This is a genomic window from Mesorhizobium sp. L103C131B0 (assembly GCF_000502275.1).
In the GTDB taxonomy this organism is placed as follows: Bacteria; Pseudomonadota; Alphaproteobacteria; order Rhizobiales; family Rhizobiaceae; genus Mesorhizobium.
In genome coordinates, this window is sequence record NZ_AYXC01000006.1 from 172,765 (window position 1) to 198,508 (window position 25,744).

General features: G+C 63.0%; 21 protein-coding genes. 17 read left to right on the forward strand and 4 right to left on the reverse strand.

Going from position 1 to position 25,744, the window contains the following annotated elements; translation table 11 throughout:
* The first annotated feature begins 65 nt into the window (after positions 1-65).
* From X730_RS150510 to X730_RS150495, 4 genes are all read left to right on the forward strand, one after another.
* On the forward strand, positions 66-1,355 hold the full coding sequence (locus tag X730_RS150510) for a D-arabinono-1,4-lactone oxidase (protein WP_023815861.1): 1,290 nt from the start codon (positions 66-68) through the stop codon (positions 1,353-1,355).
* Complete coding sequence (locus X730_RS150505; RefSeq protein ID WP_023702123.1) at positions 1,352-2,524, forward strand: alanine racemase; 1,173 nt, start codon at positions 1,352-1,354, stop codon at positions 2,522-2,524. Before X730_RS150510 ends, X730_RS150505 begins: the two co-directional genes overlap by 4 nt.
* Positions 2,525-2,601: 77 nt before the next feature.
* Entirely contained in the window at positions 2,602-4,314 is a 1,713-nt protein-coding gene (locus X730_RS150500) for an aldehyde dehydrogenase family protein (RefSeq protein ID WP_023826421.1), read from the forward strand.
* A gap of 50 nt (positions 4,315-4,364) precedes the next feature.
* The gene (locus tag X730_RS150495; protein ID WP_023826422.1) at positions 4,365-6,017 is read left to right on the forward strand and encodes an FAD-binding dehydrogenase; all 1,653 of its coding nucleotides are present in this window, start codon (positions 4,365-4,367) and stop codon (positions 6,015-6,017) included.
* A gap of 239 nt (positions 6,018-6,256) precedes the next feature.
* On the opposite strand, the gene dgoD is transcribed toward X730_RS150495, so the two are convergent.
* Both dgoD and X730_RS150485 read right to left on the reverse strand, forming a co-directional pair.
* Positions 6,257-7,405 (reverse strand): galactonate dehydratase, encoded by a 1,149-nt coding sequence (gene dgoD / locus X730_RS150490; RefSeq protein WP_023668116.1) that lies wholly within the window; start codon positions 7,403-7,405, stop codon positions 6,257-6,259.
* A gap of 7 nt (positions 7,406-7,412) precedes the next feature.
* Complete coding sequence (locus X730_RS150485) at positions 7,413-8,102, reverse strand: FadR/GntR family transcriptional regulator (protein ID WP_245259915.1); 690 nt, start codon at positions 8,100-8,102, stop codon at positions 7,413-7,415.
* A gap of 245 nt (positions 8,103-8,347) precedes the next feature.
* On the opposite strand from X730_RS150485, the gene X730_RS150480 reads away from it, so the two are divergent.
* The 4 genes from X730_RS150480 (at position 8,348) to X730_RS150465 (ending at position 12,686) form a co-directional block, all read left to right on the forward strand.
* Positions 8,348-9,337 carry an arabinose ABC transporter substrate-binding protein gene (locus tag X730_RS150480; protein WP_023668118.1) on the forward strand — a complete coding sequence of 330 codons (990 nt, stop codon included), beginning with the start codon at positions 8,348-8,350 and terminating at the stop codon, positions 9,335-9,337.
* Between the two features lie 70 nt (positions 9,338-9,407).
* Positions 9,408-10,919, forward strand: coding sequence for an L-arabinose ABC transporter ATP-binding protein AraG (araG, locus tag X730_RS150475; protein ID WP_023712137.1), 1,512 nt, complete (start codon positions 9,408-9,410; stop codon positions 10,917-10,919).
* Positions 10,920-10,930: 11 nt separating this feature from the next.
* Positions 10,931-11,881, forward strand: a complete 951-nt coding sequence (araH, locus tag X730_RS150470; protein WP_023687901.1) for an L-arabinose ABC transporter permease AraH — start codon at positions 10,931-10,933, stop codon at positions 11,879-11,881.
* A 25-nt stretch (positions 11,882-11,906) separates the two neighbouring features.
* Positions 11,907-12,686 (forward strand): SDR family oxidoreductase, encoded by a 780-nt coding sequence (locus X730_RS150465; protein WP_023714595.1) that lies wholly within the window; start codon positions 11,907-11,909, stop codon positions 12,684-12,686.
* Between the two features lie 62 nt (positions 12,687-12,748).
* Here the strand turns inward: X730_RS150465 and X730_RS150460 are convergent, their stop codons facing one another.
* On the reverse strand, positions 12,749-13,696 hold the full coding sequence (locus X730_RS150460) for a GlxA family transcriptional regulator (protein ID WP_023712134.1): 948 nt from the start codon (positions 13,694-13,696) through the stop codon (positions 12,749-12,751).
* Between the two features lie 86 nt (positions 13,697-13,782).
* On the opposite strand from X730_RS150460, the gene X730_RS150455 reads away from it, so the two are divergent.
* From X730_RS150455 to ugpC, 7 genes are all read left to right on the forward strand, one after another.
* Positions 13,783-14,490, forward strand: a complete 708-nt coding sequence (locus X730_RS150455; protein ID WP_023691357.1) for a DJ-1/PfpI family protein — start codon at positions 13,783-13,785, stop codon at positions 14,488-14,490.
* Positions 14,491-14,611: 121 nt separating this feature from the next.
* A complete protein-coding gene (locus X730_RS150450) occupies positions 14,612-15,346 on the forward strand; it encodes a FadR/GntR family transcriptional regulator (protein ID WP_023668124.1) in 735 nt (244 codons plus the stop codon).
* Positions 15,343-16,539, forward strand: a complete 1,197-nt coding sequence (locus X730_RS150445) for a PLP-dependent transferase (RefSeq protein WP_023826423.1) — start codon at positions 15,343-15,345, stop codon at positions 16,537-16,539. Before X730_RS150450 ends, X730_RS150445 begins: the two co-directional genes overlap by 4 nt.
* A gap of 26 nt (positions 16,540-16,565) precedes the next feature.
* The gene (locus tag X730_RS150440) at positions 16,566-17,843 is read left to right on the forward strand and encodes a sugar ABC transporter substrate-binding protein (protein WP_023685297.1); all 1,278 of its coding nucleotides are present in this window, start codon (positions 16,566-16,568) and stop codon (positions 17,841-17,843) included.
* 231 nt (positions 17,844-18,074) lie between these two features.
* Positions 18,075-18,998: a sugar ABC transporter permease gene (locus tag X730_RS150435; protein WP_023748105.1), complete on the forward strand. Its 924-nt coding sequence runs from the start codon at positions 18,075-18,077 to the stop codon at positions 18,996-18,998.
* Positions 18,998-19,846 (forward strand): carbohydrate ABC transporter permease, encoded by an 849-nt coding sequence (locus X730_RS150430; protein ID WP_023668128.1) that lies wholly within the window; start codon positions 18,998-19,000, stop codon positions 19,844-19,846. The genes X730_RS150435 and X730_RS150430 overlap by 1 nt, the downstream gene beginning before the upstream one ends.
* Before the next feature lie 3 nt (positions 19,847-19,849).
* A complete protein-coding gene (ugpC, locus tag X730_RS150425) occupies positions 19,850-20,917 on the forward strand; it encodes a sn-glycerol-3-phosphate ABC transporter ATP-binding protein UgpC (RefSeq protein WP_023826424.1) in 1,068 nt (355 codons plus the stop codon).
* Between the two features lie 2 nt (positions 20,918-20,919).
* On the opposite strand, the gene X730_RS150420 is transcribed toward ugpC, so the two are convergent.
* Positions 20,920-21,795, reverse strand: coding sequence for an AraC family transcriptional regulator (locus tag X730_RS150420; RefSeq protein ID WP_023687910.1), 876 nt, complete (start codon positions 21,793-21,795; stop codon positions 20,920-20,922).
* A gap of 213 nt (positions 21,796-22,008) precedes the next feature.
* Between X730_RS150420 and X730_RS150410 the strand changes: the two genes are divergently transcribed.
* Together X730_RS150410 and X730_RS150405 are read left to right on the forward strand one after the other, a co-directional pair.
* The gene (locus tag X730_RS150410; protein WP_023687911.1) at positions 22,009-23,475 is read left to right on the forward strand and encodes an alpha-glucosidase/alpha-galactosidase; all 1,467 of its coding nucleotides are present in this window, start codon (positions 22,009-22,011) and stop codon (positions 23,473-23,475) included.
* A 98-nt stretch (positions 23,476-23,573) separates the two neighbouring features.
* On the forward strand, positions 23,574-25,685 hold the full coding sequence (locus X730_RS150405) for an ABC transporter substrate-binding protein (RefSeq protein WP_023725460.1): 2,112 nt from the start codon (positions 23,574-23,576) through the stop codon (positions 25,683-25,685).
* Positions 25,686-25,744 lie beyond the last annotated feature (59 nt).

The window sequence follows — 25,744 nt, forward strand, 5'->3', positions numbered from 1 at the left end:
GTATGTATCATATTATTCAGCGCTAGGAGAAAGACCGGCAAAGCCGGCGTCCCAGGGAGGCAATTTTGGGAGAGGCTATCAGCCAGTGGAGCAATTGGTCGGGCTATGTCACGGCCACGCCGCAGGCTTTTGCCGAACCGCAGAGTCTCGATGAGCTGAGTGGTGCCATTCGCAACGCGCCGGGACCAGTTCGATTCGCTGGCACGGGCCATTCCTTCACGCCTCTGGTTAAGAATGACGGGACGATCCTGTCGCTTGATCGCTTCGAGGGCCTGAGGTCGCACGATCCCGAAAGGCTGACAGCACGGGTCGGCGCCGGCACCAAGATCGGCGCGCTGGCAAAGCTGTTGCACGGCGTCGGCCAAGCGCTGCCGAACATGGGCGACATCGACAAGCAGGCGTTCGGCGGGGCGCTGGGCACCGCCACCCACGGCTCGGGCATCACGCTCGGCGCTTACCATACCCAGCTCGAGGCGATGCAGATCGTCGACGGGCGTGGCGCCGTGAAAGAGTTCGACCGTGCCAAGAGCCCCGACATGATCGAAGCCATGGGCGCTTCGCTCGGCGCTTTCGGCGCCGTCACCGAAGTGACGATCCGCAACGTGGCGAGTTACCGGATGCGGCACCGCCGCTGGACGGCGCCGATTGCCGATGTGCTTGCGCAATTCGAAAGCACCATGACGGCGCATCGTTCGGCCGAGTTCTACTATGTGCCGTTTTCCGGCCAGGCGCTGCTGATTGCCAGCGACATCACCGAGGCGCCGGCGACGGTGCGTCCGCCGACGGAAGACGACGATGCGGTGACGACGCTGAGAAAACTGCGCGACTATCTCAGCTGGCTCCCTTGGCTGCGCCGCCGTCTCATCGGCTCGGCCTTCGCCAAGGTGCCGGCCGAGGATTATGTCGAGGAGTGGCTGAAGGTCTTCACCTCCGAGCGCAACGTCAAGTTCAACGAGATGGAATACCACCTGCCGTTCGAGGAAGGGGCGCCCGCACTCAGCGAAATCATTGCGCTGCTCGAGACGCGGTTTCCAGAGGTCTATTTTCCGATGGAGGTGCGCGTCGTCGCGCCCGACAATGTCTGGCTCAGCCCCTTCTACAAGCGCCCAACCTGTTCCATCGCCATCCATCACGGCGTCGAGCGCGATCCGATGGCGTTCTTCAACGCCGCCGAGCCGATCTTCAGGAAGCGCGGCGGCCGCCCGCATTGGGGCAAGATGCACAGCCTGACATCAAGGGAATTGAGCGCGCTCTATCCGCGCTGGAACGATGCGATGGCGGTCCGCCGCGAGATGGACCCGGACAACCGCTTCGTGTCGCCCTATATTGCCAGGCTGCTCGGCGTCGCGGCATGAGCTTGACCGACACCTATTTCGCGGAAATGTCGGGCGCGCTCAGGGCAGCCGGGATCTTTCAGCCTTGCCTGGTGCTCGATCTCGACCGGCTCGATCACAACATCGCTGCGATCAAGGCGAAGTTCGCCACGGGCCTCGATCTGCGCCTCGTCGACAAGTCGCTGCCATGCCTGCCGCTGATCGACCATATCCGCGCTGCGTTTGCGACCGACAGGCTGATGACCTTTCATCTGCCGATCAGCGCCGAGATGCTGAAAGTGTTTCCCCAAGTCGATCTCCTGTTGGGCAAGCCGATGCCGGTTGCCGGCGCCAGGCACGCGCTGACGAAGGGCGTTCTCGCCGGGCTCGGCGAAGCTACGTCGCGCATCGTCTGGCTGATCGATACCGAGGAGCGGCTGGCCGCCTATGGCTCGCTTGCCGCCGAGCTCGACCGCGAGCTGCGCGTCTGCTTCGAGGTCGATGTCGGCCTTCATCGCGGCGGTATCAGCGATCCCGACTCACTGGCCCGGGCAGTTTCCGCGTTGGCGAATTACCCGCGGCTGAAATGCGAAGGCGTCATGGCCTACGAGGCGCATATCGGCCATATCCCCAAACTGCTGGGAGGACCGGCCAAGGCGCGCGTCAAGGCGATCAGCCTGTTTCGCCAGTATGTCGCTTGCCTTGCCGCCGACCAGCGCAAGATCCTCAATCTTGGCGGCAGCAGCACCGCATTGCTCTATGACAGCTGGGTCGGCGCCAATGAATTGTCCATCGGATCGGCTTTTATGCTGCCGACCGATTTCGATGTGCCGAGCCTCAGCCAATTGCGGCCTGCCGCATTCATCGCGACGCCGATCCTGAAGGTGGTCGATGTCCAGGTGCCGGGCCTCGACCAGCGCTCCTGGCTGCTGCAGAAGCTCGGGCTGTTGCCGCGGCGCGGCTGTTTTCTCTATGGCGGAAAATGGATGGCGAAGCCCGTCCATCCCGTGGGGATGAAGACCGACAAGACGTTCGGCTTTTCGACCAATCAGCAATTCATGGCGCTGCCCGACAACGTCAATGTCGGGCCTGACGACTACGCCTTCCTGCGTCCGACCCAGAGCGAATTCGTGCTACAGCAGTTCGGTTCGATCCAGGTCTATTCCGGCGGGAAATTCGTCGAGCAATGGGCCGCACTGCCGTTTTCGTAGAGCAATTCCAGGAAAAGTGTGAAGCGGTTCCGTCCGGAGTTGCGTCAAACAAAGAGACCGAAGTGGAGGAGGATAGGATGGTCGCCAAGGCAGTCAAAACTCAGCCCGTGCAGCCTGAATGGGCAGCCGAACTCGACCTCGCCCTCACCGATCTCGACGCCAGGAAGGACGACTGGGCGCAGACCTCGAATGGCGAGCGGATCGCCTTGCTGCGGCAGGTCAAGGATCACATCCGCGAGGTCGCCGAGGCGTGGGTCAAAACCGCGACGCGCAAGAAGGGCATCCCGACCGGCTCGCCGCTGGAAGGCGAAGAATGGCTGGCTGGCCCGGCGGCGCTGATGGATGGCTGCAACCAGTTCATCCACACGCTCAGCCTGATGGAGGGCAAGAAGTTTCTCGACAGACTGCCGGTCCGCACCTTGCCTAGCGGACAGGTGGCGGTAACGGTGGTTCCGAATTCGCTCTGGGACAAGGTGTTGTTCACCGGGCTGAAGGCCGAGATCTGGATGCAGCCCGGCGTGACCAAGGCGAACCTCGCCGCAAACACCGCATCGGCCTATGACGCGCCGCGCACCAGCCGCAAGGGCAAGATCGGCCTCGTGCTCGGCGCCGGCAATGTCGCCTCGATCGCGCCGCTCGACTGCCTGCACAAGCTTTTGGTCGAGCACCAGGTGGTTCTGCTCAAGATGAACCCGGTCAACGACTATCTGATCGATTTCCTGCGGCCGGCGCTGCGGCCGCTGATCGAATTCGGAGCGCTGCGCATCGTGCGCGGTGGCGCCGATGTCGGCGCGTATCTGTGCAACCACGATCTCGTCGACGACATCCACATCACCGGTGCCGCCGCCTCGCATGACGCGATCGTCTGGGGGCCTGGCGAGGAGGGCCGCAAGAACAAGGCGGCGGGCACGCCGCGCAACAGCCGGCGTATCACCTCGGAGCTTGGCGGCGTGGCACCCACCATCGTGGTGCCCGGTCCGTGGTCGGATGCCGATATCACCTACCACGCCGAACTGATCGCTACCCAAAAGCTCAACAATTCCGGTTTCAACTGCATCGCCTGCCAAATGCTCGTGTTGCCCGAAGGCTGGGGCAAATCCGATGCGCTTTTGGCAGCACTCGAAAAGGTGATGCAGAAAGCCCCGTCGCGCCCGGCCTATTATCCCGGCGCGACCGAGCGCCTCGCCGCCTTCGAGGCGCACGCCGACACGGCACAAAAATTCGAGCGGCCTGGCGGGCCCGCCTGCGTTGTGGTGCCGTTCCGGCCGGGCACGGACGCCTATCTCGAAAATGCCGAGGTGTTCGCGCCGGCGCTCAGCGTCATGCGGCTGCCGGCGGGCAATGCGGAATCCTATCTGCGCGCCGCTGTCGCCTACGCCAATGAAAAGCTGCACGGCACGCTTGCCGCCAACATCCTCATCCATCCCAGGACGATCGCCGAGATCGGCCGGCAGCGCTTCGAGGAAATCATTGCCGAACTGCGCTATGGCGGCATCGGCATCAATTCCTGGAGCGGCGTTCTGTTCGCGCTGCTGCGCCCGACCTGGGGTGCTTTCCCTGGCCACACGCTCGACGATGTGCAGAGCGGCATCGGCGTCGTCCACAACACCTATTTGTTCGACAGACCGGAGCGCAGCGTGCTCGAAGCGCCGTTCCGCATCATGCCGAAGCCGGCCTGGTTCCTGACCCACAAAAGGGCACACATGGTCGGCCGCCTGATCACCGAGTTCAACTACCGGCCGAGCTTCCTGAAGCTGCCGCGCATCATCTGGAACGCGCTGCGCGGCTAGCAACGAGCATCCGATGTCAAAAACAACAAGCCGGGACAGGAGTTACGACAATGGCTGACACGGATGCAATCATCGTCGGCGGCGGGCTGGCCGGCCTGGCCGCAGCCGCGGAACTCGGCGATGCCGGAAAGCGCGTGATCATCGTCGAGCAAGAGGGTGGCGGTTTTCTCGGCGGCCAGGCATTCTGGTCGCTCGGCGGCCTGTTTTTGGTCAACACGCCCGAGCAGCGCCGCCTGCGCATCAAGGACAGCCGCGACCTCGCCTGGCAGGATTGGCTGGGTTCTGCCCAGTTCGACCGGCCCGAGGACCATTGGCCAAGGAAAGTGGCGGAAGCCTATGTCGATTTCGCCGCCGGCGAGATGCGGCCGTGGCTCTACGCCATGGGCATGCGCTGGTGGCCGGTGGTCGGCTGGGCCGAGCGCGGCGGCGCGCTGGCCAATGGCCACGGCAATTCAGTGCCGCGCTTCCACCTGACATGGGGCACTGGGCCGGGCGTGGTCGCGCCGTTCGAAAGGCGCGTGCGCGAGCACGTCGCCAAAGGGCTGATCACTTTGAAATTCCGTCATCAGGTCAGCCGGCTGATCAAGACCAACGGCGCGGTCACCGGCGTCGCGGGCGAAATCCTGGAGGCATCCGATGTCGAGCGCGGCAAGCAGTCGAGCCGCACGGCCGTCGGCGATTTCGACCTTTCGGCCGGTGTCGTGATCGTCACCTCGGGCGGCATCGGCGGCAATCATGAGTTGGTTCGCAAGGTTTGGCCGGTCGGGCGGCTGGGGCCAGCGCCGAAGCGTATGGTTGCCGGCGTGCCGCACCATGTCGACGGCCGCATGGTGGCGATCACCCAGGACGCCGGCGGGGCCGTCATCAACGCCGACCGCATGTGGCACTATGTCGAGGGGATCAAGAACTGGAATCCGATCTGGCCGAACCACGGCATCCGCATCCTGTCGGCGCCGTCGCCGCTATGGTTCGATGCTCTGGGACAACGCATGGAGGCGCCGTTCTTCCCGAGCTTCGATTCGCTCGGCACCTTGAAGCGTATCCTGTCGACGGGACACGATTATTCCTGGTTCGTGCTGAGCAAGACGATCGCTTCGAAGGAGTTCGTGCTGTCGGGTTCGGAGCAAAACCTAGACTTTACGGCCAAGGATTGGCGGGCCGTGCTGAAGAACCGGCGCGGCGGCAAGGCGCCACCATCGGTGGCAGCGTTCCTGGAAAAGGGCGAGGACTTCGTCGTCCGCGACAACCTGGCCGACTTGGTCGCCGGCATGAACGCGCTGTCAGGCGACAATCTGCTCGACTACGACCGGCTCAAGGCGCAGATCGTGGCGCGCGATCGCGAGGTCGACCATGCCTATACCAAGGATGCGCAGGTCACAGCCGTCCGCGGCGCCCGCAACTACATTGGCGACAAGATCTTCCGGGTGACCAAGCCGCACAAGATACTCGATCCCAGGCACGGGCCGCTGATCGCGGTGCGCCTCAACATCCTGACGCGCAAAACGCTTGGCGGCCTGCACACCAATCTCAATTCGCAGGTTCTCGACGGCAATGGCGAACCCATTGCCGGGCTCTATGCGGCAGGCGAGGTGGCCGGCGGCGGTGGCGGCGGCTATCACGGCTACAATGCGCTGGAAGGGACATTTCTCGGCAGCTGCATCTTCTCCGGCAGGAACGCAGGCCGGCACGCCGCGGGCAGGTGACGCGGCTGGCGGGCCAAGAAAAGGTCGATGAGAACAGGACATCCGCCATGTTCCATGGATAGCGACTGCTTTCGATCGCTTGCCGCAACCCAGGCGGTCAGCCGTTTGCGGCTTGCCGGCGCCGACGGTTCCCATGCGCTGGTGCTCGGCGCTGCGGCACATCAGAGGCCTGCGTTACGCTGGCGCCACCGCGAAATTGAGCTCGAGGTCCTGAAGGCCTGGCCGCAAGGTCGGCCGGGCTACCACTCGGCGAAGGAGCCGTCCTTGTGACGCCAGACCGGGTTGCGCCAGCGGTGGCCTTCCTTGGCCCTTTCCTTGACGTAGTCCTCGTCGATCTCGACGCCGAGGCCGGGACCATCGGGGATTGCGACATAGCCATCCTCGTAGCGAAAGACGTCCTTGTTGGCGGCATAATCGAGCAAATCGTTTGCGGCGTTGTAGTGGATGCCGAGGCTCTGTTCCTGGATGAAGCAGTTGTAGCTGACGGCATCGAGCTGCAGGCAGGCGGCAAGCGCGATCGGCCCGAGCGGGCAGTGTGGCGCCACCGCAATGTCATAGGCCTCGGCCATCGCCGCGATCTTGCGGCATTCGGTGATGCCGCCGGCATGCGACAGGTCCGGCTGGATGATATCGACGGCGCCTTGCTCGAACACCGACTTGAAATCCCAGCGGCTGTAAAGACGCTCGCCGAGCGCGATCGGCGTCGAGCCCAGCGCTGCGATCTCCTTCAGCGCCTCGCGGTTTTCGCTGAGCACCGGCTCCTCGATGAACATCAGCCGGTAGGGTTCCAACTCCTTGACCAGCATGCGCGCCATCGGCCGGTGGACGCGGCCGTGGAAATCGACGGCGATGCCAATGTTGGACCCAACGGCCTCGCGCACCATGGCGACTCGTTCGACAGCCGCATCTATTCTGTCATGGCTGTCGACGATCTGCAGTTCCTCGGTGCCATTCATCTTCAGCGCCTGGAAACCGCGCGAAACGACCTCCCTGGCGCCAGCAGCCACTTCCGCCGGCCGGTCGCCGCCGATCCAGGAATAGACCTTGATGCTGTCGCGCAACTTGCCGCCGAGCAGTTCATGCACAGGCACGCCGAGCGCCTTGCCCTTGATGTCCCACAGCGCCTGGTCGATTCCGGCAATGGCGCTCATCAGGATCGGCCCGCCGCGGTAGAAGCCGCCGCGATGCATCACCGTCCAATGGTCCTCGATCAGGCGCGGGTCCTTGCCGATCAGATAATCGCCAAGTTCCTTGACCGCTGCCTCGACTGTCAGCGCACGGCCTTCGACGACAGGCTCGCCCCAGCCGGTGACGCCGGCATCCGTCTCGATCTTCAGGAACAGCCAGCGCGGCGGGACGATGTAGGTGGTGAGCGAGATGATTTTCATGCTGGTCTCAGTTGTTCTTGAGTTTCTTGGCGCTGACCAGGTCGCGCGCCGCAAGGTCGAGGATCCGGCCTGCCGCCGCACGCGCCGCCGCGGCATCGCGCATGCGCAGCGCCTCCACCACCTCACGGTGCGCCGCCACCGCTTCCATGCGCCGGGCGAGCGAAATGGTCGCCGTTGCTTCGAGCGAGAATTTCAGCCCGGTGTCGATCAGATTGCCGATCTGGCGGAAGATCGGGTTGTGACTCGCAGCATAGACGATCTGGTGGAAGGTGATGTCGGAGCGCGAGAAGGCGGCGAGATCCTCGCCGGCATTGGCCATGCCGCGCCAGGCGGCTTCGAGATCGGCGATCTCCTGCAGCGTCGCACGAGTCGCCGCCAGTTCAGCTACCAGAGGTTCGATGGCGCGGCGCGTTTCGAGGATGGCGTCGAACAATTTGTCGTCCAGCGCATGCGGCGCGTGCCAGGCCAGCACCTGCGGGTCGATGATGTTCCAGTTGTCCTGTTCACATACAACCGTGCCGATGCGCGGCCGCGACAGCACCAGCCCCTTGGCGGCCAGCACCTTCAGCGCCTCGCGGATGACGGTGCGGCTGACGCCATATTCGACGCCGAGTTCGTTTTCGGTCGGCAGGGACGAGCCGGCGGGATAGCGTCCGGAAAAGATGTCTGAGGCAAGCGCCTTGGTCACATCGGGCATGACGCGCGGGCGGCGGGTGTCGCCTGATGCCTTCTTCGAAGTTTCGGTCACCTCAGCCCTCCTCCAAGGCGGCGAAACCACTGATCTCGCGTCTCCGGCCTTACCGGATGCGGAGGATTTACGCCAGCGATCCCTGGTCAGAGCATGTAGCTCAATTATCATACCAGATCAATTGACGAGTATGATAAAAAGAATTAGAGACTCTGCATCCGGGCTGAGCGCCCGGCCATCGCTGGGAGGTAATCATGCGACTTCTGAAGACCGCGCTCGTCGCGGGCGCGCTTGCCGTGCTGTCCGTCACGACCATCGCTGCATATGCTCAGGACACCAAGATAGGTTTTATCGTCAAACAGCCCGAGGAGCCGTGGTTCCAGGACGAATGGAAGTTCGCCGACCAGGCCGCCAAGGAGAAGGGTTTTACCCTGGTCAAGATCGGCGCCGAGGACGGTGAGAAGCTGATGTCGGCGATCGACAATCTCGGCGCGCAGGGCGCGCAAGGCTTCATCGTCTGCACGCCTGATGTTAAGCTCGGCCCCGGCATCGTCGCCAAGGCCGCCGCCAACAATCTCAAGCTGATGACGGTTGATGACCGTCTGGTCGGCGCAGACGGGAAGGCGCTGGAAGACGTGCCGCATATGGGCATTTCGGCGACCAAGATCGGCGAGGCCGTCGGCCAGGCGATCGTCGACGAAATGAAGGCGCGCGGCTGGAAGGCCGACGAGGTCGGCGCCATCCGCGTCTCCTATGATCAGTTGCCGACCGCCGTCGACCGGGTCGAAGGCGCCATTTCGGTGCTGAAGGCCAACGGCTTCAAGGCCGAAAACATCTTTGACGCGCCGCAGGCCAAGACCGATACCGAGGCTGCGCTCAATGCGGCGACGGTGGTACTCAACGCCCATGCCGACATCAAGAAGTGGGTCTCCTTCGGCCTCAACGACGAAGCCGTTCTCGGCGCCGTGCGCGCTTCCGAAAGCGTCGGCATCCCGGCCGAAAACGTGATCGGCGTCGGCATTGGCGGCGCGGATTCGGCGATCAACGAGTTCAAGAAGCCGACCGCCACCGGCTTCGTCGGCACGGTGATCATCTCGCCGAAGCGTCACGGCTACGAGACTGCGCTCAACATGTATGACTGGGTCGCCAACAACAAGGAACCCGAGAAGCTCATCCTGACCGCCGGTGCGCTGGCCAAGCGCGACGACTACCAGACGGTCCGCAAGGGTCTCGGCATCGAATAATCCTCCCTGTACAAACAGGCGGCGGCTCACAGTAGCCGCCTGTTTGGCATGGCAAAAGGATAGGCGCCCCATGTCCTTTCTCGACTTCTCGGAAATCACCAAGACCTATCCGGGCGTCAAGGCGCTGTCGGACGTCTCGTTCGGCGTCGACAAGGGCGCCGTGCACGGCCTGATGGGCGAGAACGGCGCCGGCAAATCCACGCTGATCAAGATCCTGTCCGGCGACCAGCATGCCGATGACGGCGAGATCCTCATCGACGGCAAGATGCAAGCCTATGCAACGACGCGAGATGCCTTCGACAATGGCGTCATCGTCATCCACCAGGAACTGCAGCTGGTTCCCGAGCTCACTGTTGCCGAAAACCTCAGCCTCGGCCGCTTCCCCGCCAACGCCGGCATCATCGCCCGTGCCAGGATGCTGGACGATGTTGGCGCCAAGCTGAAATCAGCCGGCATCGACATCGATATCAGCCGCAAGGTCAAGACGCTGTCGATCGGCGAGCGCCAGATGGTCGAGATCGCCAAGGCGATCATGCTCGACGCGCGCGTCATCGCTCTGGACGAGCCGACCTCGTCATTGTCGTCGCGCGAAAGCGAAATCCTGTTTGCCCTGATCGACCGCCTGCGCGGCGAGGGCAAGGTCATCATCTATGTCTCGCACCGGCTGGACGAAGTGTTCCGCCTCTGCGACAGCCTGACCGTGCTGCGCGACGGCAAGCTCGCGGCGCACCATGCGTCGCTGAAAAACGTCACACGCGACCAGGTCGTCGCCGAAATGGTCGGCCGCGAAATCTCCGATATCTGGGGGTTTCGCCCACGCCCGGCCGGCGATGTCCGGCTGAAGGTCGACGCTGTTTGCGGAGTAAAACTGACGACGCCCGCCAGCTTCGAGGCGAGGGCGGGCGAGATCGTCGGCTTCTTCGGCCTGATCGGCGCGGGGCGCTCGGAACTGATGCGGCTGGTGTTCGGCGCCGACCCCCGCTCAGGTGGCACCATTACCGTTGATGGCAAGGTCGTGCATGCCACCGATCCGCATGACGCGATCCGCGCCGGGATCGTTTTGTGCTCGGAAGACCGCAAGCATGACGGCATCATCCAGGGCCGCTCGATCGAGGAGAACATCAACATCTCGTCGCGGCGTCATCACACACGCTTCGGAATCCTGAACCGCGCTAGCGAGATCGCCACCGCCGAGACCTTCATTAAGAAGCTCAAGGTCCGCACGCCATCGCGCAAGCAGGACATCATCAACCTCTCCGGTGGCAACCAGCAGAAGGTCATTCTCGGCCGCTGGCTGTCGGAGCAGGGCGTGCGCGTGCTTATCGTCGACGAGCCGACACGCGGTATCGATGTCGGCGCCAAAGCGGAAATCTACGAACTGCTCTACCAGCTTGCCGAAGACGGCATGGCGATCGTCGTCGTCTCGTCCGAACTGCCGGAAGTGATGGGCATTTGCGACCGCATCCTGGTGATGTGCGGCGGGCGCATCAGCGCCGAACTCGCGCGCGACCAGTTCGCCGAAAAAGCGATCCTGGCCGCCGCTCTTCCCGATCAGAAAACCCCCGACGCGATCGCATCCTGAGGATCTTTGCCATGACCGATCAGTTGAAGAAGATCCTGCTCGGCGAACAGGGCCTCGTCGTCATCTTCATCGTCGCCTTCGTGCTGGTGTCGCTGCTGGTGCCGAACTTCCTCACCGACCGCAACATGCTCGGCCTGCTGCAGTCGGTGGTCACCGTCGGCATTGTCGCCTGCACGATGATGTTCTGCCTTGCCGCGCGTGACTTCGACCTCTCGGTCGGCTCCATCGTCGCCTTTGCTGGCATGGTCGCGGTAATGGCGTCGAACTATACCGGTTCGATCCTGCTCGGGCTTCTCGCGGCAATCGCCTGCGGCGCCTTCGTCGGCTTCATCAATGGCGTCGTCATCGCCAAATTCCGCATCAACGCGCTGATCACGACGCTTGCCACCATGCAGATCGTGCGCGGCCTTGCGCTGATCGCATCCGATGGCCGCGCCGTCGGCATCAACAGCCCGGATTTCTACCAACTGGCGCTATCCAAGCTGTTCGGCATTCCGACGCCGGTCTGGGTCCTGGCCGTGCTGTTCTGCATCTTCGGTTTTGTCCTCAATCGTACCGTCTTCGGCAAGAACACGCTGGCCATCGGCGGCAACCCGGAGGCCTCGCGCCTGGCGGGCGTCAATGTCGACTGGACGCGCATCTGGATCTTTGCTCTGCAAGGCGTGGTCTGTGGCATCGCCGGCATCCTTTTGGCCTCGCGCATCACGTCGGGCCAGCCCAATGCGGCGGTCGGGCTTGAACTCTCGGTCATCTCGGCCTGCGTGCTCGGCGGCGTCTCGCTTGCCGGAGGCCGCGCCACCATGTCGGGCGTCATCGTCGGCGTGCTGATCATGGGCATTGCCGAAAACGCCATGAACCTGCTCAACATCCCAGCCTTCTACCAGTACATTGTGCGCGGCGTGATCCTGCTGCTTGCCGTTTTGCTCGACAATCTGCGTTCGTCGGCACTGGGCCGGCGCTGATCCGTCTTCCAGTGGAGTGACAGCCATGGCTGAGCGCCTGTCCGGCAAACGCATCTTCCTCACCGGCGCCGCGCAAGGCATCGGGGTTGCCATCGCCGAGGCCTGCCTGGCCGAAGGGGCAAAGCTGTTCCTGGTCGATCGCGACGGCGCGCTGCTGGACAAAACGGTCGCCGGCCTTGCCGCACCGCGGGGCCATGTCGGACATACCGCAGCCGACATCAGCGACGGGGCCGCGATTGCCGCTGCCGTCAGCCGGGCGACCGACGCGATCGGGCCGATCAACGCGCTGATCAACAATGCGGGGATGAATGTGTTCTCGACGCCGCTCGAGGCGACCGAGGAGGAGTGGAACCGCAATTTCGACGTCAACGTCAAGGGCGCCTGGAACTGCGCCAAGGCGGTGCTGCCAGGAATGATCGCAAATGGCGGTGGCGCGATCCTCAACATCGCCTCGACGCACAGCTTCACCATCATCCCTCATACCTTCCCTTATCCCGTGGCCAAGCACGCGCTGCTTGGGCTGACCAAATCGCTGGCGCTGGAATATGCCGGGCAGGGCGTGCGCGTGAACGCGCTGGCGCCCGGTTATGTCGAGACGCAGAAGGCGACCGACTATTGGAACAGTTTTGCCGATTCGGTTGCGGCGCGCGCCAGGACGCTGGCGCTGCATCCCGGCGGCCGCATCGCCTCGGCGCGCGAGATCGCGCTGGCCGCTGTGTTCATGATTTCTGAGGAGTGCCCGTTCATGAACGCGGCGACCCTCGTCGTCGATGGCGGGCTCAGCCAGCTACAGCATCCCGCCTGAACGCTGGAGAGGCTCTATTTCTACGGCGTCGACCGCCGGCTTAATGGCGCAAGCCGTAGCGATCAGAAACGCTCGCGATAGGCGCGCGGGTTGGTGCCCAGCACGCGCAGAAAGCCGCGCCGCATGGTTTCTTCCGAGCCGAAACCGCAGCGGCGGGCCGTCTGGTTGACGGGCTGGCCCCGCTCCAGCATCCGCCGCGCCGCCTCGATCCGGATCTCCTCGATCGCGCGGGCAGGTGTCCGGCCGGTGGCCTCGCGATAGCGCCGCGAGAAGCTGCGCGGGCTCATATTGGCGTGGTCGGCCAACTGCGTGAGCGACAGGTCACCGGCCAGATTTTCGAGGATCCAGCCATGCAGCCGGTCGAAGCGTCCGTCGCCTTGCTGCAGCTTGAGGGTCTGGCTGAATTGCGCCTGGCCACCGGGACGTTTCAGGAAGACCACCAATTCGCGCGCCACGGCAAGCGCCGTGTGCCGGCCAAGGTCGGCCTCGACGAGGGAGAGGGCGAGATCGATCCCCGCCGTTACACCAGCTGATGTCCAGACATTGCCGTCACGAATGAAGATCGGGTCAGGTTCGAGGCGGACCGCGGGAAAGCGGCGGGCGAACTCCGCGCAGCGTCCCCAATGGGTCACCGCGCGACGCCCGTCGAGCAGGCCAGCCGTCGCCAGCAGCATGGCGCCGCTGCAGACGGAAGCGGTTCGCGTGGCATCGCGCGAGCGGCTGGCGATCCACTGGATCAGCACGGGATCGTCGCAGGCCGCGTTGACGCCCCATCCGCCGGGCACGACCAGCGTGTCGATCTTACCTCCGTTCGCCGGCAGCACTGCTGCCTCCAGCACGAGACCGGCCGATGTCCGGATGCGCGGTGAGGCGGCGACGACCACGACCTCGTAAGGAGCCGGTTCGCCGGCCTGCCTTTTGAAATCATTGGCGCTGGCAAAGACCTGCAGCGGTCCGCTGACGTCGAGGAGCTGGATGTCGGGATAGGCAAGTACTTCGATACGGCGCATTGGTTTGGCCCGAAGCGAGGGATGAATGGCAATCGTGCCAAACCATGATGCCGTAGATTGCCGGAAGTCAACCCACGGAGATTTCCATGCCCCTTCGTTTCGGCATCCTCGTATTCCCCGACGTCCAACAACTCGACCTCACCGGCCCATACGAAGTCCTGGCATCGGCCAAGGATGCCGAGGTGGAACTGATCTGGAAGGATCGCAACCCGGTGACGTCATCGACGCGCCTCTCGCTGACGCCAACCGCGACCTTTGACGATTGCCGGCCCCTCGACGTGCTGTGCATTCCTGGCGGGGGCGGGGTCAACGCGCTGCTGGAGGACCAGACAGTCCTCGATTTCGTGTGGGAGCGCGCGGGGCAGGTGCGCTACATCACCTCCGTTTGCAGCGGTGCCCTGGTGCTTGGGGCGGCCGGACTGCTGAGGGGCAAGCGCGCGACCACGCACTGGTATGCGCATGATTTCCTTGAGGAGTTCGGAGCGATCCCGGTCGACGAGCGTATCGTCGAAGACGGCAAGCTCATCACCGCCGGCGGCGTCACTTCGGGGATCGACTTCGGCCTGGCGCTGGTTGCGAGGCTGCTTGGACAGGAGGAGGCCGAGATCGTGCAGCTCTCGCTCGAATACGCCCCGGCTCCTCCCTTTCGGTCCGGCACGCCCGCCGAGGCGTCGCCTGCGGTGCTGGCGCAGGCAAAAAAGCGCCTCTCTGGTTCGAGGCGGGTTCGCGAGGCAATCTTCGCTCGCTGGCGCGAGGCTCGCGCCGCCGCTGCGCCGGCGCGCATCCACGGCTGAAGCAGCAAGGCCGAAGGTGCATCCCCTGGCCCTTCGGCCTCGCTGCGTTTCCACTGTTGACAGGTCCCTTCGTCTGTGCAGAAATTGGTTGGACCATTGAACCACTTCGGTAATAGCCCCGGTGACCGAATTCAGCCTTCCGCCGATCCAGACGACGGCCCGCGACGACGCGGTGCTGAAGGCGTTGGCCGGCTTCGTCATGCGCGAGAAGCTGGAACCCGGTGAGAGGCTGCCGACCGAACGCATCCTCGCTGAGCGTCTGAAGGTCAGCCGCAACACGGTGCGCGAGGCGCTGACGCGCTGGGAAGGGCTTGGCCTGGTCGAGCGCCGGCAGGGCTCGGGCACCTATCTCAAGGCCGCCGTCTCGCTCGACATGCTGCACATGCCGCTGACGCTTGCCGGCGGAAATGATTTCACCGGCCTGATGCGCACGCTGGAAATCCGCCGCGCGCTGGAAGCGGAAGCCGCCGCCCTTTGCGCCATTCGTGCCGACAAGGACGACCTCGCCGAGATCGAGCGCAAGCTCGACATCATGGAGGAAGAGTTTCTCAGCCGCGCCGGCATGTCGTCGGAAGAGGACTGGGAATTCCATCAGGCGATCTACCGCGCCTGCGGCAATCCGCTGTTCGAGCAGATTATCGCCGCCATGCACGAACTGTTCCACCGCTTCTGGGAACATCCGCTCGGCGTGCGCGATTTCGGCCACGCAAGCTTTCCCTACCACCGCACCATGTTCGACTGCATCGCCGCGCACGATCCGGAAGGCGCCCGGGCCGAAGCGCTGAAGCTGATCGCCACGGTCGAGGACGATTTGAAGCGCGGCGCCGCCAACCTCAAACTTTCGGTCCGCACATGAACGAGCACAGCTTCGACCCCGGCATTTCCGGCAGCGACTATCTCGCCGAGGCGGCGACGCTTCTGGCGCATGACGACCCGTTCCCCGGCAATGCGGTGGTGCCGCCGATCTACCAGACCTCGCTGTTCACCTTCGCCAGCTATGCCGACATGGCCGACACCTTTGCCGGGCGCAGGAAACAGCCGATCTATTCGCGCGGCGACAATCCGACGGTGATGGAATTCGAGTCGCGCGTCGCAGCGCTTGAAGGTGCTGAAGCCGCGCGTGGTTTTTCGAGCGGCATGGCTGCGATCAGCGCGACGTTGCTGGCTTTCGTCGGCGCAGGCGAACGCATCCTTGCGGTGCGCAATTGCTATGGCGACGCCTACCGACTGTTCGAGCGGCTGTTTCCGCGCCTGCATATCAAGGTCGACTATGTCGACGGCTCCGATCCGGATGCGGTGGCCGCGGCACTTCCCGGTGCGAAACTGCTCTACCTGGAAAGCCCGACCTCGATGATGTTCGAGCTGCAGGATCTCGAACATCTGACGCGGCTGGCGAAAGAGCAGGGCATCGTCACCACAATCGACAATTCCTGGGCGACGCCGGTGTTCCAGAAGCCGATCCTGCACGGCGTCGATCTGGTGCTGCACTCGGCCTCGAAATATCTCGGCGGCCACAGCGATACCGTCGCCGGTGTGGTGGCGGGCTCGGCCGCCCATATCAAGCACATCAACGACCAGACCTACTCGCAGCTTGGCGCAAAGCTGTCGCCCTTCGAGGGCTGGCTGCTGTTGCGCGGCCTGCGCACGCTGCCGCTGAGACTGCCGCATCACATGAAGAGCGGGCTCATCATCGCCGAGCGCTTGAAGGCGCATGACAAGGTCGAGCGGGTCAATCATCCCGCCTATTCCAACCATCCCGGCAAGAAGACGCTTGCCGGCTATGCCGGGCTGTTCTCCTTCGAGGTGACGGAGGATGTCGACATTCCCGCTTTCGTCGATGCGCTGAAATTTTTCCGCATCGGCGTCAGCTGGGGCGGTCATGAAAGCCTCGTCGTGCCGGCAAAGGCCTCGCTCGAGCAGACACCGGGTCTCAATTCGATGGCGCGCTTCGGCGTCAGCCCCCGAACCGTCCGCTTCAATGTCGGATTGGAAAGCGTCGAAGACCTCTGGGCCGACATCGGCCAGGCCTTCGACAAAGCAAAAAAATGACTGGGTTCAAAATGGGAGTTCTGAACATGAAACGACTGAGCATCATGCTTGCCACCGCTGCCGGCCTGGCGATGTCCGCCAGCGGCGCATTGGCCGACACCACCCTCAAGCTGGTCGAGGTCATCACCAGCCCGCAGCGCACCGAATTCCTGAAGAAGCAGATCGCCGAGTTCGAGGCCGCCAATGCCGGCGTCAAGGTCGAGGTGGTCTCGCTGCCCTGGGGGCAGGCCTTCGAGAAATTCCTCACCATGGTGCAGGCCGGCGATACGCCCGACATCGTCGAGATGCCGGAGCGCTGGATGGGCCTGTACGCCACCAACGGCCAGCTCGAGGATCTCGGCCCTTACATGGCCAAATGGGACGACGCCAAGACGCTGGGCGACCGCGCCAAGCAATTCGGCTCGACCGTCAACAACACCCAGTTCATGATCCCGTACGGCTACTATGTGAATGCGCTGTTCTGGAACAAGAAGCTGTTCAAGGAGGCCGGTCTCGACGGCCCGCCGGCGACGCTCGACGACTTCATCGCCGACTCCAAGAAGATCTCCGCCATTCCGGGCAAGTACGGCTACTGCCTGCGCGGTGGCCCGGGCGCCTTCAACGGCATGCACATGTTCATGAACATCGCCGCTGGCAAGGGCGGCTACTTCAACGAGGACGGCACCTCGACCATCAACGAGGAGGGCTCGGTCAAGGGCCTGCAGATGCTGGCCGACATGTACAAGGACGGGCTGGCGCCCAAGGATGCGGTGAGCTGGGGCTTTAACGAGACCGTCACCGGCTTCTATTCCGGCACCTGCGCCATGCTCAACCAGGATCCGGATGCGCTGATCGGCATTGCCGACAAGATGAGTGCCGACGATTTTGCCGTGGCGCCGCTGCCTGTGGGGCCAAGCGGCAAATCCTATCCGACGCTGGGCTATGCCGGCTGGGCGATGTTCGCCAATTCGCAGCACAAGGACGATGCCTGGAAGCTGATGGCGACGCTGTTGTCGCCCAAGGACAATCTCGAATGGGCCAAGGAAGTCGGCGTCGTGCCGATCCACAATGGCGCCGACCAGGATGCCCACTTCAAGACCGAGCAGTTCAAAGGCTGGTTCACCGAACTCAGCGACACTTCCAAATATGAAATGGTGACGCCGCCGACACATCTGGAGAACCTCGGCAATTTCGTCGACCAGGTGGCGATCAAGAATTTCCAGGAAGTGCTGCTCGGCCAGAAGTCGGCCAAGGACGTTGCCGATCAATGGGCCGCGTTCCTGACCAAGGAACAGCAGGACTGGCTGGCCAAGAACAAGAAGTAGTTCTTCCACCTTCTCCCCGTTTACGGGGAGAAGGTGGCCCGAATGCATGTCGCCCAAAAGTGCGTAGCGGTTTTGGGACAACGACATGCATAGACAGGCCCGGATGAGGGGCAGCGCGAGCACCCCAAGGCTGGCGCCGCCCCTCATCTGCCTGCCGGCATCTTCTCCCCGTGAACGGGGAGAAGGGTGCTGTTGCCGCTGTCGGCACCCACCCATGATTGTTGAGCGCTAATGACTTATGCCGTGTCCGAAATACGATCCGCCGGCCGGCCGCGAAAGAAGCGGCTGACGCATGCAGCAATCGAGCCCTGGCTTTATCTTTCGCCGGCGATCGTTCTGCTGGTCGTGGTGCTGTTGGTGCCGTTGATCATCGGCATCAGCTATTCCTTCCGCAAATTCTCCGCCTTCAAATCCGAATATGTCGGTCTAGGCCAATATCAGGCGATGCTGACCGACCAGGTGCTCGGGCAGGCGCTGGTCAACACGCTGTGGTGGACCGTCGCCAGCCTGTTCTTCCAGTTCTTCCTCGGCCTGGGTCTGGCGTTGCTGCTCGACAAACCGTTTGTCGGGCGCAAGTTCGTGCAGGCGGTGGTGTTCCTGCCCTGGGCGGTGCCATCTTTCCTGTCGGGCCTGACCTGGGCGTGGCTGTTCAATCCGATCATCGGACCACTGCCGCATTGGCTCTTCACGCTCGGGCTGAAGGCCGAGCCGACCAATGTGCTGTCCGATCCGGCCACGGCCATGTGGGGGCCGATCATCGCCAACATCTGGTTCGGCATTCCGTTCTTCGCCATCACCCTGCTGGCGGCGCTGAAGTCGATCCCGTCGGAACTGCATGAGGCGGCCGCAATCGACGGCGCTTCGCCCTGGCAGCGCTTCACCAAGGTGACGCTGCCGTTCCTGGCGCCGACCATCGTCATCACCGTCATGCTGCGTACGATCTGGATCGCCACCTTCGCCGATCTGATCTTTGTCATGACCGAGGGCGGGCCGGCAGGCTCGACCAGCACGGTGCCGGTCTACATCTATGTCAGTGCCTTCAAGTCGCTGGACAAGGGCTATGCCTCCGCGGTGGCGGTGCTGCTCTTGATCTTGCTGATCGCCTATGCGATCGCGCTGATCGCCATCCGCCGCTTGCTGGTGAGGCACGTCTGATGATTGCCGGACGCTCCACCTCCTCGCGCATCTTCAGCGGCATCGGCCTCTACGCGGCGATTGCCGCCTATATGATCTTTGCGCTGTTTCCGATCTTCTGGACGCTGAAGATTTCGGTAACGCCGGAGCGGCTGCTCTATTCCGAGGGCATCACGCTGTGGCCGTCGCAGACCACCTTCCGCAACTTCATCACTGTCCTGGAAGCCTCTGACTTCCCCCGCTATTTCCTCAACAGCGTTATCGTCTCGGTGTCGACGGCGGCCCTGGTGACAGTCATCGCCACGCTCGCCGGTTACGCCATGTCGCGCTTCACCTTTCGCGGCAAGGCAACGCTGGCGATCATGCTTTTGCTGACGCAAACCTTCCCGCTGGTGATGGTCATTCCGCCGATCTACCGCGTCATGGGCGAGCTTGGCCTGACCAACAGTCTGGTTGGTCTGATCATCATCTACACCGCCTTCAACACCGCCTTCGCCACCTTTCTAATGCAGTCCTTCTTCGACGGCATTCCGAAGGATCTGGAGGAAGCGGCGATGATCGACGGCTGCACGCGGGCGCAGGCGATGCGCAAGGTGATCGTGCCGCTGACCTTGCCCGGCATGGGCGCCACGCTCGGCTTCGTCTTCACCGCCGCCTGGAGCGAATTGCTGTTCGCGCTGATGCTGATCTCCAGCGACGACCAGAAGACCTTTGCCGTCGGCCTGCTCACCTATATCGGCAAGTTCGCCGTGGACTGGGGGCAGATGATGGCGGCGTCGATCCTGGCGCTGATCCCGGTCTGCATCTTCTTCGCCTTCCTGCAACGCTATCTCGTCACCGGCCTCACCGCCGGCGCGGTCAAAGGATAATCGATGGCTTCCGTCACGCTGCAAAACGTCGAGAAGGATTACGGTTCGCTGCGCATCCTGCACGGCGTCGACCTCGAGATCGCCGATGGCGAGTTCGTCGTGCTGGTCGGCCCGTCCGGCTGCGGCAAGTCGACCCTTTTGCGCATGATTGCCGGGCTGGAGGAGGTGTCGGGCGGCGAGATCCATATCGGCGATCGGCTGGTCAACGATGTCGCGCCGAAGGACCGCGATATTGCCATGGTGTTCCAGTCCTACGCGCTCTATCCGCACATGGATGTGTCGTCGAATATGGGTTTCAGCCTGCTTTTGAAGAAGGCGGAGAAGACGACGATCGACGGCAGGGTAGGGGCGGCGGCCAAGCGCCTCGGCCTCGACAGTTTCCTCGGCCGTCTGCCCAGGCAACTGTCCGGCGGCCAGCGCCAGCGCGTCGCCATGGGCCGTGCCATCGTGCGCGATCCCAAAGTGTTTCTGTTCGACGAGCCGCTCAGCAATCTCGACGCCAAATTGCGCGTGCATATGCGCGCCGAGATCAAGGCGCTGCACCAGCAGCTCAAGACCACATCGGTCTATGTCACCCACGACCAGATCGAAGCCATGACTATGGCCGACCGCATCGTCGTCATGCATGACGGCTATGTGCAGCAGGTCGGCCATCCGCTCGAACTCTACGATCGGCCGATCAATACTTTTGTGGCCGGCTTCATCGGCTCGCCCGGCATGAATTTCTTTCCGGCGACAGTGGCCAAGGGCGGCAAGGTGGACGCGGTGCTGGCCGACGGCCAGAAGCTGCGGTTGCCTGATGGCTTGCCGTTGAAGGATGGCGATGTGCTTACTGTCGGGCTACGGCCAGAGCACATCCAGCTTGCCGACGATGGTCCGCTCAAGGCAGAAGTCGAGGTGGTCGAGCCGCTCGGCCTGTCGACGCAGTTCTATGTCCGGCTCGCCAACCAGCTGGTTTGTGTCTTCGTCATGGGACGCAGCACTATCCAACCGCGCGATACGGTGCGGCTGTCTGCCGATCCGGCGGCGCTGCATCTGTTCGATCCCGCAAGCGGCAACCGCATCGGGTAATCCTATCGAAGGCTGCCCAGGCTGGCATACATGCCGGTGGTACGGAACTGCGTCGGGTTGATGCCGTAGAGCCGGCGGAAGACTTTCGAGAAATAGTTGGCGTCCTCGAAGCCGCACAGGATGGCGACCTCCTTGACCGGCAGGAAATCGGCTTTGGTTAGCAGCTTCGCCGCCCGCTGCAGCCGCTGCTGCAGCACGAACTCGGCCGGCGGAACGCCTTCGCTCTCGGCGAAGCAGCGCGAGAAATGGGCGCGGCTGAGGCCGCTGATCTGGACGAGCTCGGCCACGGGCAAGGGCTTGTCGAGATTGGCGTTGATATGATCGATGACCGGCTGCATGACGCTCTGTTTCTCAGTGAAGGCGTGCGAGCCGAAGACATCGTCGTAAAGCGCCATCGCCGCCTCATAGGCGATTGCCGAAGCAGCGCCAGGCGAAGCGCCGCCCTTGATCAGGCGCAGGCTGCAATCGGCGAGATGATCGATCGTCTCCGGCTGCAGCCGAAACACCGGGCCGGAGACGCTGAGTATGGATTTGTGGACGCGCAGCGCCTCCTCGCCATTCATCGAGATCCAGAAATATTCCCAGCGGTCGCCCTTCTCCAGCCAGTAGCGATGGTTGTGTGGCACCAGCACCAGCAGCGTGTCGTTGGCCTGCAGGCGGTAGTTGCGGTTCTCGTAGCGCAGCTGGCCGGTGCCGCTGATCGTGTGCTGCAGCACGGTGAACGGTGTCTGGCCGCGCTTGCGCCCATCCCAGTCATAGGTCACGCCCTCGCGTACTTCATAGCCGGTGCTGGTTGGCATGGCATGCAGGCGCTGGCGGCCGCGCGGCAGCGAGATGGTGCGCATCAACTGTCCGTTGGCGATCAGATCATGCAGCACAAAATTACCCTCGAAAGCATAATCGTTCTCTGGCCGCGCCCTGGAATAACGGCATAATCCAAATCCTGAGAACGCGAAAGACCCGCGGTCGAGGAGCGGGCGGGGAGGAGAACGAGCCGGAATTCCGGCTCGAATGGCATGCGCGCCGAGGCGAGCCGCCATTCCCTTTCCTGTTGCTCCTTACCCGGCATTCGAATGCATCGAGGTGAGGTGATGAGTTTCAAAATCGCTATTATCGGCGCCGGCAGCGTGGGCTTCACCAAGAAGCTGTTCACCGATATTTTGTGCGTCCCGGAATTCAGCGACATCGAATTCGCGCTGACCGATCTCAGCGAACACAATCTGCAAATGATCAAGGCGATCCTCGACCGCATCGTCGAGGCCAACAAGCTGCCGACCAGGGTGACGGCGACGACCGACCGCCGCAAGGCGCTGGAAGGCGCGCGCTACGTCATCAGCTGCGTGCGGGTGGGCGGGCTCGAAGCCTATGCCGACGATATCCGCATTCCCTTGAAATACGGCATCGACCAGTGCGTCGGTGACACGATTTGCGCCGGGGGCATCCTCTACGGCCAGCGCAACATCCCGGTCATCCTCGACTTCTGCAAGGATATATTGGAGGTCGCCGAGCCAGGCGCCAAATTCCTCAACTATGCCAACCCGATGGCGATGAACACCTGGGCGGCGATCGAATATGGCAAGGTCGATACGGTCGGCCTCTGCCACGGTGTCCAGCACGGCGCCGAACAGATCGCCGAAGTGCTCGGCGCCAAGTCGCACAGCGAACTCGATTATGTCTGCTCCGGTATCAACCACCAAACCTGGTTCATCGATTTGCGGCTCAACGGCCGCAAGATCGGCAAGGACGAACTGGTGGCTGCCTTCGAGGCGCATCCGGTCTATTCGCAGCAGGAAAAGCTGCGCATCGACGTGCTGAAGCGCTTCGGCGTCTACTCCACCGAAAGCAACGGTCATCTCTCCGAATATCTGCCCTGGTATCGCAAGCGGCCGGACGAAATCACCCGCTGGATCGACATGTCCGATTGGATCCATGGCGAGACCGGCGGCTATCTTCGCTACTCCACGGAAACCCGCAACTGGTTCGAGACGGAATATCCGCAATTCCTCGAAGCGGCGTCGAAGCCGCTCGACGTATCGAAGCGCTCGAACGAGCATGCCAGCCATATTCTCGAAGCGCTGGAGACGAACCGCGTCTATCGCGGCCACTTCAACGTCAAGAACACCGGCATCATCACCAATCTGCCGCAGGACGCGATCATCGAATCGCCCGGTTTCGTCGATCGCTTCGGCATCAACATGGCGTCAGGCATCACGCTGCCGGAAGCCTGCGCGGCCACCTGCATGGCTTCGATCAACGTTCAGCGGATGTCGGTGCATGCGGCTGTTACGGGCGACATTGACCTGCTCAAGCTCGCGGTGCTGCACGATCCGCTGGTGGGTGCGGTGTCGACGCCGGAAGAGGTCTGGCAGATGGTCGACGAGATGGTCGTCGCCCAGGCGCGTTGGCTACCGCAATACGCCGATGCCGTGCCGGCCGCCAAGGAGCGGCTTTCGAAATCGATGGTGAAAACCCGCGACTGGGCGGGTGCGGCGCGGCGCAAAGTGCGCTCGATCGAGGAACTGCGCGCCGAAAAAACGGCCCTGAAACAGGCCGGCTGAGAATGCTGGCAGGCGGACAGCGGGAGGCCGGTTCGCCAATCAGCCGTCATGAATAGATGCGAGCAGCAGCAGACGTCGAAACATCTGGGAGGAACACAATGAGGAACTTTCGTGGAATTGGCATTCTCGCCGGGCGAAGAATTGGCATTCTCGCCGGGCTGGCGCTGAGCGTCTCGGCATTGGCGCTTGGCAGTGCATACGCGTCCGAGCCGACCACGCCGCCGGCGCCGGCGGCGTTTCCCGCCGAGGGCAAAATCAAATACGTCGCCCGCGATTCCATCCTGGAGTTCAAGGCGCTGCCCGAATATCACGAGCCCGAGTGGGTCACCGAGAAATACGTCAAGACTGGCAAGCTGCCGCCGGTCAAGGATCGCCTGCCGAAGGAGCCGCTGGTGTTCAAGACCGGCAACATGCCGGACGGCATCGGCGTTTATGGCGACACCATGCGCCACGTCATTGGCGGCCGGCCGGAAGGCTGGAATTATGGCGCCGGCCAGACCCAAGGATGGGGCGGCATCGACATCGGCCTTTCGGAATGCCTGACGCGCACCGCGCCTTTGTTCCAGGTCGAGGCCAAGGACACCGAGCCGCTGCCCAACCTCGCCAGGAGCTGGGACTGGTCGAAGGATGGCCACACGCTGACCATGCACCTGGTCGAAGGCGCCAAATGGTCTGACGGCGTTGCCTTCAATGCCGACGATGTCATGTTCTACTGGGACGATGAGGTCGTCGACCCCAATGTCTCGCCGTTGAACGGCGCCACAGCGGAAACCTTCGGTGTCGGCACGACGCTGAAGAAGGTCGACGACTACACCGTCGAGTGGACCTTCAAGGACGCTTTCCCCAAACAGTATCTCTACGCCATGGCCTACGGCACCTTCTGCCCCGGCCCGGCGCATATCCTGAAGCCGCAGCATCCGAAGTACTCGAAGAATACCTACGAGCAGTTCAAGAACGCGTTCCCGCCGGAATATATGAACATTCCGGTGATGGGTGCCTGGGTGCCGGTGGAGTATAGGCCCGACGACATCATCGTCTTGCGCCGCAATCCCTACTACTGGAAGGTCGACGAGAAGGGCAACCAGCTGCCCTATCTCAACGAACTGCACTACAAGCTGTCGACCTGGGCCGACCGCGACGTGCAGGCGGTGGCAGGGGCCGCCGACTTCTCCAACCTCGAGCAGCCGGAGAATTTCGTCGCTTCGCTGAAGCGAGCGGCGGACAAGGACGCGCCGGCCCGGCTCGCCTTTGGCCCGCGCCTGATCGGCTACAATCTGCGCATGAACTTTTCCGCCAATGGCTGGGGCAATCCCGACGAACGCGGCCAGGCGATCCGCGAGCTCAATCGCAATGAGGACTTCCGCAAGGGCATCACCATGGCGCTCGACCGCAAGGCGCTCGGCGACTCGCTGGTCAAGGGGCCGTTCACCGCCATCTACCCCGGTGGCTTTTCCTCGGGCACCAGCTTCTATGACCGCAACTCGACCGTCTACTATCCCTTCGACATCGAGGGCGCCAAGGCGGAACTGGCCAAGGCTGGTCTCAAGGATACGGATGGCGACGGCTTCGTGAACTTCCCGGCCGGGACCGCCGGCGGCAAGAATGTCGAGATCGTGATGCTGGTCAACAATGACTACGGCACAGACAAGAGCCTCGCCGAAGGCGTCGTCGGCCAGATGGAAAAGCTTGGCATCAGGGTCGTGCTCAACGGCCTCAACGGCACCCAGCGTGATGCCTCGCAATATTCCGGCCGCTTCGACTGGCTGATCAGGCGCAACGAGCAGGAGCTGACTTCCGTCGTGCAGAATACCGTGCAACTCGCGCCCGTCGGACCCAAGACCAGCTGGGATCACCGCGCGCCCGAAAGCGGCGTGGTCGACCTGATGCCGTTCGAAAAGGAGCTTGTCGACATCGTCAACAAGTTCGTCTCCTCGTCGGACAATGACGAGCGCGCCAGCCTGATGAAGACGTTCCAGAAAATCTCGACGGAGCATGTCTACAATATAGGACTGACCGAATACCCCGGCGCCCTGATCATCAACAAGCGCTTCTCCAACATCCCGCAGGGAACGCCGATCTTTATGTTCAACTGGGCCGAGGATTCGATCGTGCGCGAACGCGTCTTCGTCGCCGCCGACAAGCAGCAGAAATACGAACTCTTTCCCGACCAGCTTCCCGGCAAGCCCGGCGACAAGGGTCCGACGAACTGAGTTTCCTCCCCTGGCTGACGCCCGGCCCCGCTGCGCGCGCGGCCGGGACGGAGTAAGGT

Coding starts and splice junctions, on each gene's coding strand:
- dgoD (WP_023668116.1), bottom strand. CDS start 7,405: ATGAAAATCATCTCGCTCACCACCTACATCGTCCCGCCGCGCTGGCTG.
- araH (WP_023687901.1), top strand. CDS start 10,931: ATGACCGATCAGTTGAAGAAGATCCTGCTCGGCGAACAGGGCCTCGTC.
- X730_RS150480 (WP_023668118.1), top strand. CDS start 8,348: ATGCGACTTCTGAAGACCGCGCTCGTCGCGGGCGCGCTTGCCGTGCTG.
- X730_RS150445 (WP_023826423.1), top strand. CDS start 15,343: ATGAACGAGCACAGCTTCGACCCCGGCATTTCCGGCAGCGACTATCTC.
- X730_RS150435 (WP_023748105.1), top strand. CDS start 18,075: ATGACTTATGCCGTGTCCGAAATACGATCCGCCGGCCGGCCGCGAAAG.
- X730_RS150440 (WP_023685297.1), top strand. CDS start 16,566: ATGAAACGACTGAGCATCATGCTTGCCACCGCTGCCGGCCTGGCGATG.
- X730_RS150460 (WP_023712134.1), bottom strand. CDS start 13,696: ATGCGCCGTATCGAAGTACTTGCCTATCCCGACATCCAGCTCCTCGAC.
- X730_RS150410 (WP_023687911.1), top strand. CDS start 22,009: ATGAGTTTCAAAATCGCTATTATCGGCGCCGGCAGCGTGGGCTTCACC.
- ugpC (WP_023826424.1), top strand. CDS start 19,850: ATGGCTTCCGTCACGCTGCAAAACGTCGAGAAGGATTACGGTTCGCTG.
- X730_RS150505 (WP_023702123.1), top strand. CDS start 1,352: ATGAGCTTGACCGACACCTATTTCGCGGAAATGTCGGGCGCGCTCAGG.
- X730_RS150495 (WP_023826422.1), top strand. CDS start 4,365: ATGGCTGACACGGATGCAATCATCGTCGGCGGCGGGCTGGCCGGCCTG.
- X730_RS150465 (WP_023714595.1), top strand. CDS start 11,907: ATGGCTGAGCGCCTGTCCGGCAAACGCATCTTCCTCACCGGCGCCGCG.
- X730_RS150430 (WP_023668128.1), top strand. CDS start 18,998: ATGATTGCCGGACGCTCCACCTCCTCGCGCATCTTCAGCGGCATCGGC.
- X730_RS150500 (WP_023826421.1), top strand. CDS start 2,602: ATGGTCGCCAAGGCAGTCAAAACTCAGCCCGTGCAGCCTGAATGGGCA.
- X730_RS150455 (WP_023691357.1), top strand. CDS start 13,783: ATGCCCCTTCGTTTCGGCATCCTCGTATTCCCCGACGTCCAACAACTC.
- X730_RS150405 (WP_023725460.1), top strand. CDS start 23,574: ATGAGGAACTTTCGTGGAATTGGCATTCTCGCCGGGCGAAGAATTGGC.
- araG (WP_023712137.1), top strand. CDS start 9,408: ATGTCCTTTCTCGACTTCTCGGAAATCACCAAGACCTATCCGGGCGTC.
- X730_RS150485 (WP_245259915.1), bottom strand. CDS start 8,102: ATGCCCGATGTGACCAAGGCGCTTGCCTCAGACATCTTTTCCGGACGC.